The following is a 19,664-nucleotide window of genomic DNA, read 5'->3' as shown; positions in this document are numbered from 1 at the left end:
AGTACCGATCTCGAATCTCGTTGCTTGCTGCGATCAGCGAAGCCTTCTATTGTAGCACTGTTTTCACAGTACTTTTAAAACGTTTTTGCGTTTTCTTCTCACCCCTCATTACAAGGAGGGAGAAGAAAACGCCTGGCGTGAGCCAGGCGTTTTGGCGTAAGAGCCTGACGATGACCTACTTTCACACGGGAACCCGCACTATCATCGGCGCAAAGTCGTTTCACTGTCCTGTTCGGGATGGGAAGGAGTGGTACCAACTTGCTATGGTCATCAGGCATAAACTTTTTGTCAGATTGACAGCGCCTCGATTAACTTCTTAATCTCGCTCACCTTCAATCCAACGAATTCATAGAGTCTTCAATCAGCTTTTCGATTGCGCCTTTTCGGCATAACTAGAACTTGCGTTCTGTCTTTCATTTTCCAGGCTTACCCAAAGTTATAGGGTCAAGCCGCACGGGCAATTAGTACTGGTTAGCTTAACGCATTACTGCGCTTCCACACCCAGCCTATCAACGTCGTGGTCTACAACGACCCTTCAGGGGGCTCAAGGCCCCGGCAGATCTCATCTTGAAACGAGTTTCCCGCTTAGATGCTTTCAGCGGTTATCTCTTCCACACTTAGCTACCCTGCGATGCCACTGGCGTGACAACAGGTACACCAGAGGTGTGTCCACTCCGGTCCTCTCGTACTAGGAGCAGGCTTCCTCAAATCTGCAGCGCCCACGGAAGATAGGGACCAAACTGTCTCACGACGTTTTAAACCCAGCTCACGTACCTCTTTAAATGGCGAACAGCCATACCCTTGGGACCGACTACAGCCCCAGGATGAGATGAGCCGACATCGAGGTGCCAAACACCGCCGTCGATATGAACTCTTGGGCGGTATCAGCCTGTTATCCCCAGAGTACCTTTTATCCGTTGAGCGATGGCCCTTCCATACAGAACCACCGGATCACTATGTCCTGCTTTCGCATCTGCTCGACTTGTCAGTCTCGCAGTTAAGCACGCTTATGCCATTGCACTATCGTCACGATGTCCGACCGTAACTAGCGTACCTTCGAACTCCTCCGTTACGCTTTGGGAGGAGACCGCCCCAGTCAAACTGCCTACCATGCACTGTCCCCGATCCAGATAATGGATCCAGGTTAGAACCTCAAACGCACCAGGGTGGTATTTCAACGTCGGCTCCATGCGATCTAGCGACCGCACTTCAAAGCCTCCCACCTATCCTACACAGATCCGTTCAAAGTCCAATACAAAGCTACAGTAAAGGTTCATGGGGTCTTTCCGTCTTTCCGCGGGGAGATTGCATCATCACAAACATTTCAACTTCGCTGAGTCTCAGGAGGAGACAGTGTGGCCATCGTTACGCCATTCGTGCAGGTCGGAACTTACCCGACAAGGAATTTCGCTACCTTAGGACCGTTATAGTTACGGCCGCCGTTTACTGGGACTTCAATCAAGAGCTTGCACCCCATCATTTAATCTTCCAGCACCGGGCAGGCGTCACACCCTATACGTCCACTTTCGTGTTTGCAGAGTGCTGTGTTTTTATTAAACAGTCGCAGCCACCAATTTTTTGCAACCCCTTTGAGCTCCATTTGTACAACTTCACTTACTTGGGGTACACCTTCTCCCGAAGTTACGGTGTCAATTTGCCGAGTTCCTTCTCCTGAGTTCTCTCAAGCGCCTTAGAATACTCATCTCGCGCACCAGTGTCGGTTTGCGGTACGGTCGTCAATAGCTGAAGCTTAGTGGCTTTTCCTGGAAGCAGGGTATCACTCACTTCGTCTGCAAGCAGACTCGTTATCACGCCTCATCTTAGCTCTCCGGATTTGCCTAAAGAGCACGACTACACGCTTGAACCAACATATCCAACAGTTGGCTGAGCTAACCTTCTCCGTCCCCACATCGCACTATTGATCGGTACAGGAATATTGACCTGTTTCCCATCAGCTACGCATCTCTGCCTCGCCTTAGGGGCCGACTCACCCTACGCCGATGAACGTTGCGTAGGAAACCTTGCGCTTACGGCGAGGGGGCTTTTCACCCCCTTTAACGCTACTCATGTCAGCATTCGCACTTCTGATACCTCCAGCATCCGTTACCAGACACCTTCACAGGCTTACAGAACGCTCTCCTACCACGCACAGTAAACTGTGCATCCGCAGCTTCGGTAACTGGCTTAGCCCCGTTACATCTTCCGCGCAGGACGACTCGATCAGTGAGCTATTACGCTTTCTTTAAATGATGGCTGCTTCTAAGCCAACATCCTGACTGTTTTAGCCTTCCCACTTCGTTTCCCACTTAGCCAATTTTAGGGACCTTAGCTGGCGGTCTGGGTTGTTTCCCTCTTGAGTCCGGACGTTAGCACCCGGTGCTCTGTCTCCCAAGCTGTACTCGTCGGTATTCGGAGTTTGCATAGGTTTGGTAAGTCGCCATGACCCCCTAGCCTAAACAGTGCTCTACCCCCGACGGTAATACTTGAGGCACTACCTAAATAGTTTTCGGAGAGAACCAGCTATTTCCAAGTTTGTTTAGCCTTTCACCCCTATCCACAGCTCATCCCCTAATTTTGCAACATTAGTGGGTTCGGACCTCCAGTACCTGTTACGGCACCTTCATCCTGGCCATGGATAGATCACTTGGTTTCGGGTCTACACCCAGCGACTAGTCGCCCTATTCGGACTCGATTTCTCTTCGCCTCCCCTATTCGGTTAAGCTTGCCACTGAATGTAAGTCGCTGACCCATTATACAAAAGGTACGCCGTCACCCCTAAGGGCTCCGACTTTTTGTAAGCATACGGTTTCAGGATCTATTTCACTCCCCTCCCGGGGTTCTTTTCGCCTTTCCCTCACGGTACTGGTTCACTATCGGTCGATGATGAGTATTTAGCCTTGGAGGATGGTCCCCCCATATTCAGACAGGGTTTCTCGTGCCCCGCCCTACTTGTCTGCAGCCTAGTACCACCGATCGGTTTTCACATACGGGACTATCACCCACTATGGTCGGCCTTTCCATGCCGTTTTGTTAACTGATCGACTATCACTGCAAGGCTCTTCCGAATTCGCTCGCCACTACTATCGGAATCTCGGTTGATGTCTTTTCCTCTGGGTACTTAGATGTTTCAGTTCTCCAGGTTCGCTTCGTGCACCTATGTATTCAGTGCACGATACCTCTTGCGAGGTGGGTTCCCCCATTCAGAAATCTCCGGATCAAAGCTTATTTGCCAGCTCCCCGAAGCTTATCGCAGGCTATCACGTCTTTCGTCGCCTATCATCGCCAAGGCATCCACCATATGCTCTTAGTCACTTGACCCTATAACTTTGGACTCTCTTAGCGAGAATCAAAGCCTGGTTTCAAAGACTGGTGAGGTCTTGCACCTCACGCGTTATGCCGTAATGTGAATATCTTTGGCTGCATCTTTCGATGCAGCTTAGAGAATATTCGTCATTACTAGATAAATTTGCATTCGCAAAATATCTGTTTTGACGCAATCAAAATGTTGCTGGCGGCACGGTGAGTATTTTTCAACTCTTTCCACCAGCAACGCTGATTTCGACTCTATGAATTTTTAAAGAACAGCCAATTGATCGACGTTTCGATCAATACAAAAGCAGTCTTTGCAAGACTGCTTTTGTATTGGGAAGCCTTCGATTATAGCACCATTAGCGCTATCATTTTTGGTGGAGGATGACGGGATCGAACCGACGACCCCCTGCTTGCAAAGCAGGTGCTCTCCCAGCTGAGCTAATCCCCCGGGATCCTCTGACCAGATATTGGAATCTTGGTGGGTCTAGTTGGGCTCGAACCAACGACCCCTGCGTTATCAACACAGTGCTCTAACCAGCTGAGCTACAGACCCATTCCACGCAGCCCACTTTTTCAGCAGGCCACCTGGCTTGTTCCAACAACCGATAAGTGTGGACGTTCAATTTGAAGCAGCATTTTTCCAGAAAGGAGGTGATCCAGCCGCACCTTCCGATACGGCTACCTTGTTACGACTTCACCCCAGTCACGAACCCCGCCGTGGTAAGCGCCCTCCTTGCGGTTAGGCTACCTACTTCTGGCGAGACCCGCTCCCATGGTGTGACGGGCGGTGTGTACAAGACCCGGGAACGTATTCACCGTGACATTCTGATCCACGATTACTAGCGATTCCGACTTCACGCAGTCGAGTTGCAGACTGCGATCCGGACTACGACTGGCTTTATGGGATTAGCTCCCCCTCGCGGGTTGGCAACCCTTTGTACCAGCCATTGTATGACGTGTGTAGCCCCACCTATAAGGGCCATGAGGACTTGACGTCATCCCCACCTTCCTCCGGTTTGTCACCGGCAGTCCCATTAGAGTGCTCAACTGAATGTAGCAACTAATGGCAAGGGTTGCGCTCGTTGCGGGACTTAACCCAACATCTCACGACACGAGCTGACGACAGCCATGCAGCACCTGTGTGCAGGTTCTCTTTCGAGCACCAAACCATCTCTGGTAAGTTCCTGCCATGTCAAAGGTGGGTAAGGTTTTTCGCGTTGCATCGAATTAAACCACATCATCCACCGCTTGTGCGGGTCCCCGTCAATTCCTTTGAGTTTCAACCTTGCGGCCGTACTCCCCAGGCGGTCAACTTCACGCGTTAGCTTCGTTACTGAGTCAGTTAAGACCCAACAACCAGTTGACATCGTTTAGGGCGTGGACTACCAGGGTATCTAATCCTGTTTGCTCCCCACGCTTTCGTGCATGAGCGTCAGTGCAGGCCCAGGGGATTGCCTTCGCCATCGGTGTTCCTCCGCATATCTACGCATTTCACTGCTACACGCGGAATTCCATCCCCCTCTGCCGCACTCTAGCCTTGCAGTCACAATGGCAGTTCCCAGGTTGAGCCCGGGGATTTCACCACTGTCTTACAAAACCGCCTGCGCACGCTTTACGCCCAGTAATTCCGATTAACGCTTGCACCCTACGTATTACCGCGGCTGCTGGCACGTAGTTAGCCGGTGCTTATTCTTACGGTACCGTCATGACCCGGGGATATTAGCCCCAGGCTTTTCGTTCCGTACAAAAGCAGTTTACAACCCGAGGGCCTTCATCCTGCACGCGGCATTGCTGGATCAGGCTTTCGCCCATTGTCCAAAATTCCCCACTGCTGCCTCCCGTAGGAGTCTGGGCCGTGTCTCAGTCCCAGTGTGGCTGGTCGTCCTCTCAGACCAGCTACAGATCGCAGGCTTGGTAAGCCTTTACCCCACCAACTACCTAATCTGCCATCAGCCGCTCTAGTAGCACAAGGCCCGAAGGTCCCCTGCTTTCATCCGTAGATCTCATGCGGTATTAGCTACTCTTTCGAGTAGTTATCCCCCACTACTAGGCACGTTCCGATGTATTACTCACCCGTTCGCCACTCGTCAGCATCCGAAGACCTGTTACCGTTCGACTTGCATGTGTAAAGCATGCCGCCAGCGTTCAATCTGAGCCAGGATCAAACTCTATAGTTCGATCTTGAATTTAAAGTCTTTCGACTGCTCACTCACTTGACGGAATCAAGAAGAATTAATTCTTCCTCATTACTGTTTTTGTGAGCGCTTGATAACTCCGAAGAGTTTGCTCCGAAGAACTGGCTGCTTGCCCTCAAACGCCCACGCTTATCGGCTGTATTTTTTTAAGGAACCGAGTGCAAAACCGGAAGTACCGATCTCGAATCTCGTTGCTTGCTGCGATCAGCGAAGCCTTGCATTGTAGCCTGTTTTTACCAGACTCAAATCAAAGTTTGAAACTTTTTGTCAAGACCCAGATGGTCTTGACAAAAAGAAAAAGCCTTGCGGCTTTTTCTTTGATTTGGCGGAAACGGAGGGATTCGAACCCTCGATGAGGCTCTACACCCCATACTCCCTTAGCAGGGGAGCACCTTCGGCCACTCGGTCACGTTTCCGGAATGACGCTATTGTAAACAGCTTTTTTGTTCGTTTTTGGAAAGTTGCGAAAATTATTCGCTTTTGTCCAAACCGAAGGCGGTGTGCAGGGAACGCACGGCCAGCTCCAGGTACTTCTCGTCGATCACAACCGAAGTCTTGATCTCGGAAGTCGAGATCATCTGGATGTTCACGCCTTCCTTGCTCAGAGCACGGAACATGGTGGAGGCCACGCCCACATGGCTGCGCATGCCGATACCGACGATGCTGACCTTGGCGATATTGGGATTGCCCACCACTTCGGAAGCACCCAGCGCAGGAACAACGCTTTCACGCAGCAGCTCCATGGCACGCTGGTAGTCGCCCTGGCTCACGGTGAAGCTGAAGTCGGTCTTGCCGTCCTTGGAGATGTTCTGGATGATCACATCGACTTCGATGTTGGCATCAGCCACGGGACCCAGGATGGCAGCAGCCACGCCGGGGGTATCAGGCACGCCCAGCACGGAGATCTTGGCCTCGCCACGATTGAAAGCGATGCCGGATACGACAGCCTTTTCCATTTTTTCGTCTTCCTCAAAAGTAATCAGCGTGCCGGACTTGGCTTCTTCTTCCAGATCGATATCCCAGGGCGTGAAACTCGACAGCACGCGCATGGGCACCTTGTACTTGCCTGCAAACTCCACGGAACGGATTTGCAGCACCTTGGAGCCCAGGCTGGCCATTTCCAGCATTTCCTCAAAGCTCACCGTACCCAGGCGCTTGGCAGCAGGCACCACACGGGGATCGGTGGTGTAGACGCCATCCACATCGGTATAGATCAGGCATTCGGCCGCCTTCAGGGCGGCAGCCACGGCCACGGCCGAAGTATCGGAGCCGCCACGCCCCAGCGTGGTGATATTGCCTTCGGGATCGATACCCTGGAAGCCGGTCACGATCACGACACGACCTGCCTCGAGGTCGGCGCGCACGCGCTTGTCGTCGATGGACTCGATGCGAGCCTTGGTGTAGCTGCTATCGGTGCGCACGGGCACTTGCCAGCCCGCATAGCTGACCGATTCCATGCCTTCGGCCTGCAGCGCAATGGCCAGCAGCGCCGAGGATGCCTGCTCGCCAGTGGCGGCCAGCATATCAAGCTCACGATAGTACGAACTCTTGGCGTGGCTGGGAGCCAGTTCGCTGGCCAGACCCAGCAAACGGTTGGTTTCGCCACTCATGGCGCTGGGCACAACCACCAACTGGTGACCTGCCCGAGCCCATTTGGCCACACGCTTGGCGACGTTGCGGATGCGCTCTGTCGAGCCCATCGAGGTGCCGCCGTATTTATGAACGATCAGTGCCATTGGATACTAAAGGGTGACGAAACAGCAGCCACGGCGCAGATCACAAAGGTTTTGGCGCGCCGGCGGTTTTCGTACAGGTAAAAAAACCAAAACCTAGGAATTGTACCAACCGAGACTTGCCCCCTGGCGCTCTACAAAACCTCGCCCCACCTTGATGTGGATGCGGTGCCCTCGCGTAGTGCAAACGCCGAGCTGTGCCATGAGCTGCGCAAGCTGTGCCGCCGTCGGCGTGGTGCCATGCTCGGTGCGCAACCAATAACGCAGGACATTGCCCATACGCAGCTCGCTCAAACTCTGCAGCGCCTTGATGGCGGGCGGCACCCCCACCAGTTGCAGATCTGCCGCCGCCTGCTGGTCCAGCAACTGCGACGCTTGGGCGCAATGGGCGCTGCTGCGTGCAAACGTACTGCGAAACTGCGGAAAGACCTGCTCCAGCACCGGCAGCAACTGAGCCCGGATGCGATTGCGCGTGTAACTTGGATCGGCATTCGTCGGATCCTCGACCCAGCTCAAATTCCTGAGCCGCAACCAGTCGCGCAGCGCCTGCCCCGGCACCTCCAGCAAGGGCCTGAACCATTCCAGCCCTGCTCTTTGCCAATGCCCAGGCATGGCCGCCAGACCGGCCACACCGGCACCGCGCGAGAGCGCCAACAGCAAGGTCTCGACCTGATCGTCGGCATGCTGGGCCAGCGCCATGGAGCGCACCGCATCCAGCGCAGCACCCTGCGCATCGAGCCAAGGCTGCCGAGCCTCCTGAATCAAGGCCGCATAACGCCCCTGCCGCGCCGCATCTTCGGGGCTTTGTCCCTGCACATTGCGCGCATTGATGGCGCAGACCTTGAGGGCAATGCCGTGCCGGGCGCACAGCTGCTCGCAGTGCCGCTGAAATTCATCAGCTGCAACCTGCAAACCATGGTGCACATGAATCGCCCGCACCTGCCCCGGCCAACGCGCATGGCAGGCCAGCAGCAGAGCTGACGAATCGGCTCCGCCGCTGAAGGCCACAACCAGCGGCAGCGCTGGATTGAATGCAGCCACTGCGGCATCCACCCGGCCGGCCGAAGCCGCCAACAAGTCAGCATCTGACTGGGCTTGCATGAACAACAGACTCCATCTTTCAAATTCAATAGCAGCCAACGCCTACCCAGCAAGGGATTAAGGCGTATTTCGCTCATAAACTCTCGACAAAAAACAAATGGCTCCCGAAGGAGCCATTGTGCGCAAGCGGCATCAAGCCCGCTGGATCAGCGGTTGTCGGCCTTGGTGTCGGCAAACTTGCCATAGCTCTGAATGCGGTCGTAGCGACGATCCTGCAGCTCCTTGGGCTTGAGATCGGTCAGCTGGCGATAGGCATCGCCCAGCGCACGCTTGAGGAAGGCACCCATTTGCTTGTGATCGCGGTGAGCACCGCCCACAGGCTCGTTGACGATCTTGTCCACCAGACCCAGCGCCTTGAGGCGGTGAGCAGTGATGCCCATGGCGTCTGCTGCTTCCTGGGCCTTTTCGCCGGTCTTCCACAGAATGGAAGCGCAGCCTTCGGGACTGATCACCGAGTACACGGAGTACTGCAGCATCAGCACCTGGTCTGCCACCGCAATGGCCAGCGCACCGCCCGAGCCACCTTCACCGATGATGGTGGTGATGATGGGGGTCTGCAGCTGGGCCATTTCGTAGATGTTGCGACCGATGGCTTCTGACTGGCCACGCTCCTCGGCATCGATGCCTGGGAAGGCGCCGGGCGTGTCCACGAAAGTGAACACGGGCAGCTTGAACTTCTCGGCCGTCTTCATCAGACGCAAGGCCTTGCGATAGCCCTCGGGACGCGTCATGCCGAAGTTGCGCAGCGTACGCTCCTTGGTATCGCGGCCCTTTTGATGACCGATCACCATGCAGGGCTGACCATTGAAGCGCGCCAGGCCGCCGATGATGGACTGGTCATCCGCAAAGTGGCGGTCGCCGTGCATTTCGACAAAGTCGGTAAAGCACTCGCGCACATAGTCGAGCGTATAGGGGCGCTCGGTATGGCGTGCGATCTTGGTGATCTGCCAGGGGGTCAGGTCGCTGTAGATGTCCTTGGTCAGCTGCAGGCTTTTCTTGCTGAGCTGATCGATCTCTTCCGAGATATCTACTGCGCTTTCAGTCTGCACATAGCGCAGTTCTTCGATTTTGGATTCGAGTTCGGCAATGGGCTGCTCAAAATCCAGAAAGTTCTTTTTCGCCAACGTATTTCTCCTTGTGCCAGCCTGTTGCAATCCTTGCAATCGGCCAGTGGACAGATGTCATCAAGCCACAGGCTGCGCCTCGAGCGAGCGCCAAATATACCAAGTTGCAACCGTACACCACGGTTTCCAAGCCTCGGCAACTTCACGGGCATCGCTGCGACTGACAGGATCGCCCGAAAAATGATTGAGAGAGATGCCCTGTATCAAACCGGCATCGTCCAGAGGCAGCACATTGGGCCGCCCCAGACAGTAAATCAGAAAATTCTCGGCCGTCCAGCGGCTGAGACCGCGTATGGACATCAGCTCGGCAATGATGACTTCATCGCTCATCTGAGCCCATTCATCCATGTGCAGACGGTTCTCGGTGAAGTGCAGAGCCAGATCGACCAGATAGTCCACCTTGCGGGCCGACAACCCCACCGCACGCATATCGTCCACCTTGAGCCTGAGCACCTGCTCGGGCTGCATGGCAGCAGGCAGCCTGGCGAACTTGTTCCACAAGGTCTTGGCGGACTTCGCCGAAATCTGCTGCCCGATGATGGACCGGGCCAACGTGGCAAAGGCCTGCTCCTGCCCGCAAGGCAACAGCGCTTGGCTGCCGAGTTGCGGAATCAGGCGCTTGAGCACACGATCGCGGCGCATGAGCTGACGACAGGCCTCAGCCCAATAGGCGGGCACACCATCAGGCAAATCCAGATGGATCTTTGGAGCGGCCGCTTTGGACGCAACTGCCTGCTTTGCAGATGTACCCGCAGGCTGAGCAATGGCTGCGGCCCCCAAAGGCGCTACAGGCAAAGGCGCAGCCGGCCCCATGGGCACGGGCAGATCAGCCACCAGCGGCAGCTGCTCAAACTCCATGGTATCCAGATGCTTGGCCGCACTCATGCACGACTCTCCGCACTGCTCACACAGTTGATGGAATATTGCATGCAGCCTCAGCCCTTGGCGGCCGCTTCCCAGGTCGTGCCCGCAGCCGAGTCCTTGAGGACGATGCCCTGATCGAGCAACTCCTTGCGGATGCGGTCGGCCTCGGCCCAGTTCTTGGCAGCCTTGGCCTCTGCGCGTGCGGCAATCTGCGCCTCGATCGCTGCCGCGTCCACCCCTTCGGCACCAGCCTGCAGAAACTTTTGCGGCTCGGCCTGCAGCAAGCCCAGGCAGGCCCCCAGGGCCTTGAGCAAGCCAGCCACTTCGGGCGACTTGCTGCGGTTGACCTCGGCGGCCAGCTCGAAGAGCACGGCCACGGCCTCGGGCGTGCCGAAGTCTTCGTCCATCGCCGCCTTGAAGCGGGCGGCATAGGGATTGCTCCAGTCGATCTGCACCTCGGCAGGCGTCACCAGGTCCAGCGCGGTATAGAGGCGCTTGAGCGCACCGCGCGCATCATCGAGATGCACATTGGAATAGTTCAGCGGGCTGCGGTAGTGACTGCGCACGACGAAGAAACGGATGGTCTCGGCGTCGTACTCCTTGAGCACGTCGCGGATGGTGAAGAAGTTGCCCAGCGACTTGGACATCTTCTCGTTGTCCACGTTGATGAAGCCGTTGTGCATCCAGGTCCGTGCGAACGGCTTGCCGGTCGCACCTTCGCTCTGGGCGATCTCGTTCTCGTGGTGGGGGAACTGCAGATCCGCACCGCCGCCATGGATGTCGAAGCTCTCTCCCAGCAGCTCGCAACCCATGGCCGAGCACTCGATATGCCAGCCGGGGCGACCTTCGCCAAAGGGGCTAGCCCACTTCACATCGGCGGGCTCGTCCACCTTGGCCGACTTCCACAGCACAAAGTCCAGCGGGTCGTGCTTGCCGTCGGCCACGGCCACACGCTCGCCGGCGTTGAGCTCGTCCAGCGACTTGCCCGAGAGTTTGCCGTAGCCCGGAAACTTGCGCACGGAGTAGTTCACATCGCCGTTGCCGGCCTGATAGGCCAGGCCCTTGCCCTGCAAGCGGGCAATCATGCTCAGCATCTGCGGCACATACTCGGTAGCGCGCGGCTCCAGCGTGGGGCGCTCGATGCCCAGCGCATCCGCGTCCTGGTGCAGCGCATCGATCATGCGGTCGGTCAGGCTGCGTATGGTCTCGCCATTTTCCACCGCGCGCTTGATGATCTTGTCATCGATGTCGGTGATGTTGCGCACATAGGTCACCTTGTAGCCGCTGGCGCGCAGCCAGCGCTGCACCACGTCGAAAGCCACCATGGAGCGTGCATGGCCCAGGTGGCAGAGGTCATAGACCGTCATGCCACAGACGTACATACGCACATGGCCCGGCTCAAGCGGCGAAAACGATTCCAGTGCACGCGACAGCGTGTTGTAGATACGCAAACTCATGAATCTTGAAATAGGGAGAGAGGGTGGCGAGCAGCAGCACTGGTCATGCCTGCGATGCATAAACCATGCCTGCCATTCCCTGAGGCTGAAAAATGCGCACTAGCATCCAGACACATCCCGGTCCGGCCAGACGCCTAAGCGCCGCACACCCCTCAGCTACAATTCCCCGCAGTATAAGCTCCCGCCGCAGCGCAGTTTTGCGGCGCCATGAAAGCACCTACATGCCTGTACGCAACTTGTTCAGTACCGCAGCGCGTGCGGCAGCCCTGGCTGCCTTGCTCGCTGCAGGTAGCGCCTACGCCGACGATTACACGGATGTTGCCCAGTTGCTCAAGAGCGGCAAGACACAGCAGGCGCTGCAAAAAGCAGACGCCTATCTGGCCAAGAATTCACGCGACCCGCAGATGCGTTTTCTGCGCGGCATCGCGCTGAGCAATGACGGCAAGACCGAGGACGCGATTGCAGCGTTTCGCCAGCTGACCGAGGACTATCCCGAGCTGCCCGAGCCCTATAACAACCTGGCCGTGATCTATGCACGCCAGGGTGACCTGGATCGCGCCCGCGCCGCGCTCGAAGCCGCCGTGCGCAACAATCCGAACTATGCCGTGGCGCACGAGAACCTGGGCGATATCTATGCCCGCCTGGCCTATCAGTCCTATGCGCAGTCCCTGGCCAAGGGCGGCCGCCCAGCAGCCCTGAACCCCAAGCTCAAGCAGCTCAAGGACTTGCTGCAGCCTGCGGCCTCTCTCGCAACGCCTGCCCCGGCCCAGCCTGCACAGCGCTGAACCCGTTTTTTGCCATCGCCGCCCTTCTCCCTCTTGTGAAGCAGGCCGGCGCCCTCAGCTGCCTCAAGCCTGTTTTTCGCAGCCGCCATCCCTGCGGCCCTGCCCAAGGCCCACTTACCCAGGAATATGACCATGCTGAATTTCCGTCGAAACAGCCTCAAGGCCCTGTCCGCGATTGCGCTGACAGCCACTGTTTTTGCCACCCCCGGCCTGGCCCAGGCGCAATCCAAGGTGCAGCTCAAGACCAGCATGGGCGATATCGTGGTCGAGCTCAACGATGCCAAGGCCCCCAAGAGCGCCGCCAATTTTCTGCAGTATGTGCGTGACAAGCACTATGACGGCACGGTGTTCCACCGCGTCATCGACGGCTTCATGATCCAGGGGGGCGGCATGGACGCCAATCTGAACGAAAAGCCCACACGCGCCCCGATTCCGCTGGAAGCCAGCAACGGCCTCAAGAACGACCGCGGCACGATTGCCATGGCGCGCACCGGCAACCCCAATTCCGCCACCTCTCAGTTCTTCATCAATGTGGTGAACAACGACATGCTCAACGCCCCCAAGCCCGACGGCCATGGCTATACCGTCTTCGGCAAGGTCGTCAAAGGCATGGATGTGGTGGACAAAATCCGCGCCGTGGCTACGGGCAACCGTGGCATGCACCAGAATGTACCCACGACGCCGGTAACAATCCTCTCTGCCACCGAAATCAAGTAAACACCCCGGCGGCGCTGCACCTGCCGGGCCGCGCCCGCCTCTTTACTCCATCCTCTAGAAAGCACAGACATGAGCAATCCCCAAGTCGAACTGCACGTGACCATCAACGTGGCTGACACCGCAACCCAGGGCGTGATCACCCTGGAACTGGACGCCGTGAACGCGCCCAAGTCCACCGAGAACTTCCTGAACTACGTGAACCAGGGCTTCTACAACGGCACCATCTTCCACCGCGTGATCAAGAACTTCATGATCCAGGGTGGCGGTTTTGCAGCCGACATGAAGCAAAAGGAAACTGCTGCTCCCATCGAGAACGAAGCCAAGAACGGCCTGAAGAACGACAAGTACACGATTGCCATGGCTCGCACCAGCGATCCCCACAGCGCAACCGCCCAGTTCTTCATCAACACCGTGGACAACGGCTTCCTGAACCACACCGCTCCCACCGGCCAGGGCTGGGGCTACGCCGTGTTCGGCAAGGTGGTCAAGGGTGAGGAAGTCGTGGACGCCATCAAGAAGGTGCGCACCACCCGCAAGGGCTTCCACGACGACGTGCCTTTCGACGCCGTGGTGATCGACAAGGCAGTGGCCCTGTAATTTGATCCCCCTGAGCCGCTTGGCGGCTTCCCCCTGAGGGGGACGACGGCCTCGCTGCGGGGCGGCCCTTGCTTGCCGTCTCTCGCACGAGGCCGTTGTTGTTTTAGAAGCCGCTTACCTCACGACTTACGCAAAAACGGGCTCAGGCAGGATGACTGCCTCTGGAAGCAGGCTGTTGTTGCATTCTGGTTTGCGCAAGTCCTCACTTGTTCAAATGACTGAATCCATCGTTCATTCTGATTCCCGCACGACTGCGCCTCAAGTGGCACAGATGCAAGGCGCCCCCGGCCGGGACGACGGCCTCGCTGCGAGGCGGCTCTTGCTTGCCGTCTCTCGCTCGGGGCCGTTATTGTTTTCAGGCTGCGTACCATCATCACATGACTGATTCTTCAGATCCCCGCACGACTGCTCCCCAGGTGGCGCAGCTGCAAGGCGCACCCGACTGGCAAGCTATCGACTTCATTTCCGACTTGCATCTGCAGCCGTCCGAGCCGCAGACGGTCGAAGCCTGGCGGGACTATCTGGCGCGCAGCACGGCCGACGCCATCTTTATCCTCGGCGATCTGTTTGAAGTCTGGGTGGGTGACGATGCACTCGATGAGCCCGGCAGCTTCGAAGCCGAGTGCGCCGCCGTGCTGCGCGAGGCGGCGCAGCAGCGCCCGCTGTTCTTCATGGTCGGCAACCGCGACTTTCTGGCCGGTGACGAATTTCTGCGCCGCAGCGGCATGACCGGCCTCTCCGACCCCACGGTGCTGCGGTGGGCAGGCACCAGCATCCTGCTCAGCCATGGCGATGCGCTGTGCCTTGACGATGTGGACTACCAGCAATTCCGCGCTGTTTCGCGCTCCGCCGCCTGGCAGCAGCAACTGCTGGCCCAGCCCCTGGCCGTGCGCCGCGCGATCGGCAGATCGGCACGCAGCGAAAGCGAGCAACGCAAGCAAAGCGGCGCACCCTACGCGGATGCCGACGCGCAGATGAGTGCCACCTGGATGCAGGCCGCGCAAGCGCCCTGGCTGATTCACGGCCACACTCATCAGCCCGCCGACCACGCACTGGGCAGGCAGCAGTGGCGCATCGTGCTCAGCGACTGGCACATCGATGCCGATACGCGTCGCGCCGAGGTGCTGCGTATGACACCCCAAGGCTGGCAGCGCATGCCGCCCGAGCAGGCCTGACGCGACGCCCCGGTTGGCGCTATCCAATTCAGAGCTTCTTGCGCTTGCTATTCATAGATTTCAGATTGAAAGCCATCAAAGTTCCATGAATAGCAGGCGCTAGCAGCTATCAAATTTACTGAACTGACAGACACGAAAAAGCCCGCTGCCCACAGAGCTGGAGCACCGGGCTTCTTTGTTTACGGCCAGATCTCAAACCGAGATAGCTGAAGCCGAGCCTACTTGCTTGCGCAGCTCGAACTTCTGGATCTTGCCCGTGCTGGTCTTGGGCAGCTCGCCAAACACCACCGCGCGCGGCACCTTGTAGCCGGCCAGATGCTTTTTGCAGTGGGCAATGATGTCTTCGGCCGTAGTCTCGGCTCCGGCTTTGAGCTCGATGAAGGCGCAGGGCGTCTCGCCCCATTTGGGATCGGGCTTGGCCACCACGGCCGCAGCCAGCACGGCGGGGTGGCGGTAGAGCACATCCTCCACTTCGATGGACGAGATGTTCTCGCCTCCCGAGATGATGATGTCCTTGCTGCGATCCTTGATCTGGATATAGCCGTCGGGATGCTGAACTGCCAGGTCGCCGCTGTGGAACCAGCCGCCGCGGAAAGCTTCCTGCGTCGCCTGCGGGTTCTTGAGATAGCCCTTCATGGCGATATTGCCCTGGAACATGATCTCGCCCATGGTCTGGCCGTCGCGCGGCACGGGCTGCATGGTTTCGGGGTCCAGCACGGCAGCAGAGCGCTGCAGGTGGTAGCGCACGCCCTGGCGCGAGTTCAGGCGGGCGCGCTCGCCGATATCGAGCGCATTCCAGCTCTCATGCTTGGCGCAGACCGTGGCCGGGCCATAGGTTTCGGTCAGGCCATAGACATGGGTGATGTCAAAGCCCATGGCCTCCATGCCCTCGATCATCGATGCAGGCGGCGCGGCCCCTGCCACCATGGCCTTGACGCCTGCGGGCACGCCCTGCTTCATGGCAGCCGGCGCATTCACCAGCAGGCTGTGCACAATGGGCGCACCGCAGTAATGGCTCACGCCATGGTTGCGGATGGCGTCAAAAATCGCCTGCGCATCCACCCGTCGCAGGCAGACATTGACCGCCGCGCGTGCGGCCACCGTCCAGGGGAAGCACCAGCCGTTGCAGTGGAACATGGGCAGCGTCCACAGATAGACCGCGTGCTTGGGCATGTCCCACTCCAGCACATTGCTGATGGCATTGTTGTGCGCGCCGCGATGGTGGTAGACCACGCCCTTGGGGTTGCCTGTGGTGCCGCTGGTGTAGTTCAGCGCAATCGCATCCCATTCGTCGCCGGGCAACTGCCAGTCGAAGCCGGCATCGCCCTGGGCCACAAAGCTTTCGTAGTCGATGGCACCGATCTGTTCGGCCGCCTCGCCATAGACGCTGTCCTCGACCTGGATCACATAGATGGGTTCTGTGCCCTTGCGCAATTTGAGTGCCCTGGCCATCAAGGCCGCAAACTCGGGGTCAACGATCAGGGCCTTGGCTTCGCCGTGATCCAGCATGAATGCCAGGGTCTCGGCATCGAGCCGGGTATTGAGCGTGTTGAGCACGGCACCGGCCATGGGCACGCCAAAGTGCGCCTCCACCATGGGTGGCGTATTGGGCAGCATCACGGCCACGGTGTCGTTCTTGCCAATGCCGATTTTCTGCAGGCTGCTGGCCAGCTGACGGCAGCGCGCATAGGTTTGCGCCCAGCTCTGGCGCAAGTCGCCGTGAACAATGGCCAGGCGCTCGGGGTAGACCTCGGCCGTGCGGGCAATAAAGCTCAGCGGCGTCAGCGCGGCGTAGTTGGCGGTATTCGGTGCAAGGTTCAGATCGAAAGAACTTGTCATGTTTGTCTCCTGAGCGTTTTGTACCCCAGCATCGGTCACGCCAGGCTTACAACCGAGCGCCATGCAGGCCTGTTGTGATCGGGATCAAGCAGTTGCGCCCGAAATGCCGCACCGCGCCGGCAAACCGGCATGCGACATGCACAGACAAACCAGAGCAATGCAAAAGGTCATTCAGCGAGACAGTACTTTCAACAGCTTCTGAAAATCGATAAATTCATTTTAAATCAACAACATGGAATCTCATTGAAAAATTCCCTCATTACCCAGGCAGGGCCAACTCATGCAAGTCATCTATAAGACATCATTTATCTGACAGACCAATCACCAGGACTTCGAATCGCTTTTAGAATGCGCACATGTTTTGAGTACATGACTGCCTGCACTGGCAGTGCAAGACCGGCATCTCTGCCCGCACGGAGCCGGTCGCAAGCCTCAAGACTGAGTGGCGGAGGAGACGTTTTAGAGGAGAGCCTGGCAATGACCCAGGCATCAGGAGACCTGAGCCTGCACCCATGGGTGCAGGCTTTTTTTTGCCCGCCTGCTCCATTCCTGCCGCGCCCTCGGCCATTGCCGAAAAAGGCAGAATACGCGGGTGGCCATTCCCCAATCATTTATCCAAGAGTTGCTATCCCGCGTCGACGTCGTCGACATCGTGGGCCGCTATGTACAGCTCAAAAAGGGCGGCGCCAACTTCATGGGCTTATGCCCGTTCCATAGCGAGAAGTCGCCCTCTTTCACCGTCAGCCCCAGCAAGCAGTTCTTTCACTGCTTTGGCTGCGGCAAGAATGGCAATGCCATCGGCTTTCTGATGGAGCATGCCGGCATGGGCTTTGTCGAAGCCGTGCAGGAGCTTGCCAACCAATGCGGTCTGCAAGTGCCGCAGGACGACATCAGTCCCGCCGAGCGCCAGCGCCAGGCTCAGCAAAAGCAAAAGGCGGAAACACTGAGTGATCTGCTGGAAAAAGCCGGCGAGTCCTATCGCAAGCAGCTCAAGGCAGCTCCGAAAGCCATCGAGTATCTGAAAAAGCGTGGCGTCTCCGGCGAAGTTTCCAAGCGCTTTGGCCTGGGCTATGCCCCTGCAGGCTGGCATGGTCTGGCCAGCGTATTTGCCGAGTACGACAACCCGCAGCTCGAAGAATGCGGGCTGGTCATCGTCGGCGAGGACGACAGCCGCCGCTACGACCGCTTTCGCGACCGGCTCATGTTCCCGATTCGCAATGTCAAAGGCGAGTGCATAGGCTTTGGCGGGCGGGTGTTCGGCGATGAAAAGCCCAAGTACCTGAACTCGCCCGAAACCCCGGTCTTCCACAAGGGCCGCGAACTCTACGGCCTTTACGAGGCCCGCCAGGCCCTGCGCGACATGGGCTACGCCCTGGTCACCGAAGGCTATATGGACGTGGTGGCGCTGGCCCAGCTCGGCTTTGCCAATGCCGTGGCCACGCTTGGAACGGCCTGCACGCCCGAGCATGTGCAAAAGCTGTTTCGATTCACCGATGCCGTGGTCTTCAGCTTCGACGGCGACGGCGCTGGCCGGCGCGCCGCGCGCAAGGCTCTGGATGCAGCCCTGCCGCTGGCAACCGACACGCGCTCCATCAAATTCCTGTTCCTGCCTTCGGAGCACGACCCCGACAGCTTCATCCGCGAATTCGGCCCCGAGGCCTTCTCGCGCTATGTAGGCGATGCAACGCCACTGAGCCGCTTTCTCATCGAATCGGCCAGCGAAGGCTGCGATCTGGGACAGACAGAAGGCCGTGCCCACATGGCCAGCAACGCCCGGCCGCTGTGGTCGCTGCTGCCCGACGGCGCGCTCAAGCGCCAGTTGCTCTCCGAAATCGCAGCCCTGGCCCAGCTGGACTCGCGCGACCTCTCCGATATCTGGGCGCAGGAAGCCGCACGCACCGCCCCCATTGCCCGCCGCGCCCCTGCGCCCCCCGGCCCTCAGGCACCGGAATGGGATGCTCCTGCGGGCAACTGGGAAAGCGCTCCCGACTGGACTGACGCAGGTGCACCCAGCCCCTCCTACCCAAGCCAGAGCGGAGGCAGCGATGGTGGCAACTGGTCGGGCCGCAAGGAATTCGGCCGCCAGCGCAAGCCCTGGGGCAAGAAGGGCGAGGACTGGAACCCGCCACAACTGGGCCCGCGCCCCACGCCGGTCAGCCGCGAAGATCAGGCCGCACGCCTGCTGATGTGTCACATGGAGTTCATGGAAGAGATGACCCATGAGGATTTCGATGCCCTGGCTCGCTGCAACCAAAGCCATGCCCCCTTGTTCCGTTGGCTGGAGGCCCAGTTCACCGAGTCCGGGCCGCGCTCCTGGGCTGTGCTGCGCGAGCAATTGCAAGGCTCACCCTGCGAGCCGCTTGCCCACAAGCTCATGAGCGGCGCCCATGCCACCCCTGAAGGCGAAGTGGACGAGTTGCGCAAGGAGTTGCGCGGCACGCTCAATCTGATTCTGGTGGATCACCTCAAGCGCGAAGAAGCCAAGGCTCTCAAGGAAATTGCTACTGACCCCACAGCGGCAAGGCGTTACATTGAGTTTCAACAGCGGCGAAAAAATTTATCTGTAATTATTAGCTCCACCTCTTGACATCTTTAAAAAAGGTATAATTTAGTGGATATAGGCAAGAGCGACAGCAACACCTCCGACCCGGGCACCGTGAAGAAATCACGTGATGGCAGCAACTGCATGGCCCATTTCTCGCAAGGATTGCATACCAAATGATCGCCCCAACATCTTGCCATGGAGTCTTTGTGCTCCACCGGAC

11 protein-coding genes, 3 tRNA genes and 3 rRNA genes are annotated in these 19,664 nt (G+C 58.0%); 5 read left to right on the top strand and 12 right to left on the bottom strand.

The window, feature by feature from the left end; all coding sequences use genetic code 11:
• Nucleotides 1-162 precede the first annotated feature (162 nt).
• The 11 genes from rrf to cysS form a co-directional block, all read right to left on the bottom strand.
• Nucleotides 163-275: ribosomal RNA gene (gene rrf, locus MPZ60_RS06380) — 5S ribosomal RNA — on the bottom strand.
• A gap of 165 nt (nucleotides 276-440) precedes the next feature.
• Nucleotides 441-3,318: ribosomal RNA gene (locus MPZ60_RS06375) — 23S ribosomal RNA — on the bottom strand.
• Nucleotides 3,319-3,684: 366 nt separating this feature from the next.
• A tRNA-Ala gene (locus MPZ60_RS06370) sits at nucleotides 3,685-3,760 on the bottom strand.
• 28 nt (nucleotides 3,761-3,788) lie between these two features.
• Nucleotides 3,789-3,865 (bottom strand) — tRNA-Ile (locus tag MPZ60_RS06365).
• A gap of 91 nt (nucleotides 3,866-3,956) precedes the next feature.
• Nucleotides 3,957-5,489, bottom strand: a 16S ribosomal RNA gene (locus MPZ60_RS06360).
• Together the 16S, 23S and 5S rRNA genes with 3 tRNA genes alongside form the textbook arrangement of a ribosomal RNA operon.
• A gap of 341 nt (nucleotides 5,490-5,830) precedes the next feature.
• Nucleotides 5,831-5,923, bottom strand: a tRNA-Ser gene (locus MPZ60_RS06355).
• A 54-nt stretch (nucleotides 5,924-5,977) separates the two neighbouring features.
• The gene (locus MPZ60_RS06350; protein ID WP_003057587.1) at nucleotides 5,978-7,243 is read right to left on the bottom strand and encodes an aspartate kinase; all 1,266 of its coding nucleotides are present in this window, start codon (nucleotides 7,241-7,243) and stop codon (nucleotides 5,978-5,980) included.
• Between the two features lie 93 nt (nucleotides 7,244-7,336).
• A complete protein-coding gene (tilS, locus tag MPZ60_RS06345; RefSeq protein ID WP_080746208.1) occupies nucleotides 7,337-8,347 on the bottom strand; it encodes a tRNA lysidine(34) synthetase TilS in 1,011 nt (336 codons plus the stop codon).
• Between the two features lie 140 nt (nucleotides 8,348-8,487).
• Nucleotides 8,488-9,465, bottom strand: a complete 978-nt coding sequence (locus MPZ60_RS06340; RefSeq protein WP_003057594.1) for an acetyl-CoA carboxylase carboxyltransferase subunit alpha — start codon at nucleotides 9,463-9,465, stop codon at nucleotides 8,488-8,490.
• Between the two features lie 60 nt (nucleotides 9,466-9,525).
• Entirely contained in the window at nucleotides 9,526-10,350 is an 825-nt protein-coding gene (locus MPZ60_RS06335) for a DNA-3-methyladenine glycosylase (RefSeq protein WP_034360037.1), read from the bottom strand.
• Nucleotides 10,351-10,400: 50 nt separating this feature from the next.
• Nucleotides 10,401-11,786, bottom strand: a complete 1,386-nt coding sequence (gene cysS / locus MPZ60_RS06330; RefSeq protein ID WP_034360035.1) for a cysteine--tRNA ligase — start codon at nucleotides 11,784-11,786, stop codon at nucleotides 10,401-10,403.
• A 221-nt stretch (nucleotides 11,787-12,007) separates the two neighbouring features.
• Between cysS and MPZ60_RS06325 the strand changes: the two genes are divergently transcribed.
• The 4 genes from MPZ60_RS06325 (at nucleotide 12,008) to MPZ60_RS06310 (ending at nucleotide 15,060) form a co-directional block, all read left to right on the top strand.
• Complete coding sequence (locus tag MPZ60_RS06325) at nucleotides 12,008-12,571, top strand: tetratricopeptide repeat protein (protein ID WP_034360033.1); 564 nt, start codon at nucleotides 12,008-12,010, stop codon at nucleotides 12,569-12,571.
• Nucleotides 12,572-12,703: 132 nt separating this feature from the next.
• The gene (locus MPZ60_RS06320) at nucleotides 12,704-13,288 is read left to right on the top strand and encodes a peptidylprolyl isomerase (RefSeq protein ID WP_034360075.1); all 585 of its coding nucleotides are present in this window, start codon (nucleotides 12,704-12,706) and stop codon (nucleotides 13,286-13,288) included.
• 69 nt (nucleotides 13,289-13,357) lie between these two features.
• A complete protein-coding gene (locus tag MPZ60_RS06315) occupies nucleotides 13,358-13,885 on the top strand; it encodes a peptidylprolyl isomerase (protein WP_034360031.1) in 528 nt (175 codons plus the stop codon).
• Nucleotides 13,886-14,262: 377 nt separating this feature from the next.
• Entirely contained in the window at nucleotides 14,263-15,060 is a 798-nt protein-coding gene (locus MPZ60_RS06310) for a UDP-2,3-diacylglucosamine diphosphatase (RefSeq protein ID WP_034360029.1), read from the top strand.
• A gap of 192 nt (nucleotides 15,061-15,252) precedes the next feature.
• Here MPZ60_RS06310 and MPZ60_RS06305 read toward each other — a convergent pair whose 3' ends face one another.
• Nucleotides 15,253-16,899: an acyl-CoA synthetase gene (locus MPZ60_RS06305; RefSeq protein ID WP_034360027.1), complete on the bottom strand. Its 1,647-nt coding sequence runs from the start codon at nucleotides 16,897-16,899 to the stop codon at nucleotides 15,253-15,255.
• A gap of 592 nt (nucleotides 16,900-17,491) precedes the next feature.
• Here MPZ60_RS06305 and dnaG point away from each other — a divergent pair.
• Nucleotides 17,492-19,486 carry a DNA primase gene (gene dnaG, locus MPZ60_RS06300; RefSeq protein WP_034360025.1) on the top strand — a complete coding sequence of 665 codons (1,995 nt, stop codon included), beginning with the start codon at nucleotides 17,492-17,494 and terminating at the stop codon, nucleotides 19,484-19,486.
• Nucleotides 19,487-19,664 lie beyond the last annotated feature (178 nt).

This window comes from Comamonas sp. 7D-2, assembly GCF_022749555.1.
Lineage (GTDB): Bacteria > Pseudomonadota > Gammaproteobacteria > Burkholderiales > Burkholderiaceae_C > Comamonas > Comamonas thiooxydans.
This window is presented reverse-complemented; position numbering and strand designations above follow the sequence as displayed.

What these genes read in the sequence shown, in the direction of transcription:
- cysS (WP_034360035.1), bottom strand. Translation starts at nt 11,786, where the DNA reads ATGAGTTTGCGTATCTACAACACGCTGTCGCGTGCACTGGAATCGTTT.
- MPZ60_RS06335 (WP_034360037.1), bottom strand. Translation starts at nt 10,350, where the DNA reads ATGAGTGCGGCCAAGCATCTGGATACCATGGAGTTTGAGCAGCTGCCG.
- MPZ60_RS06305 (WP_034360027.1), bottom strand. Translation starts at nt 16,899, where the DNA reads ATGACAAGTTCTTTCGATCTGAACCTTGCACCGAATACCGCCAACTAC.
- MPZ60_RS06320 (WP_034360075.1), top strand. Translation starts at nt 12,704, where the DNA reads ATGCTGAATTTCCGTCGAAACAGCCTCAAGGCCCTGTCCGCGATTGCG.
- MPZ60_RS06310 (WP_034360029.1), top strand. Translation starts at nt 14,263, where the DNA reads ATGACTGATTCTTCAGATCCCCGCACGACTGCTCCCCAGGTGGCGCAG.
- MPZ60_RS06315 (WP_034360031.1), top strand. Translation starts at nt 13,358, where the DNA reads ATGAGCAATCCCCAAGTCGAACTGCACGTGACCATCAACGTGGCTGAC.
- MPZ60_RS06350 (WP_003057587.1), bottom strand. Translation starts at nt 7,243, where the DNA reads ATGGCACTGATCGTTCATAAATACGGCGGCACCTCGATGGGCTCGACA.
- MPZ60_RS06325 (WP_034360033.1), top strand. Translation starts at nt 12,008, where the DNA reads ATGCCTGTACGCAACTTGTTCAGTACCGCAGCGCGTGCGGCAGCCCTG.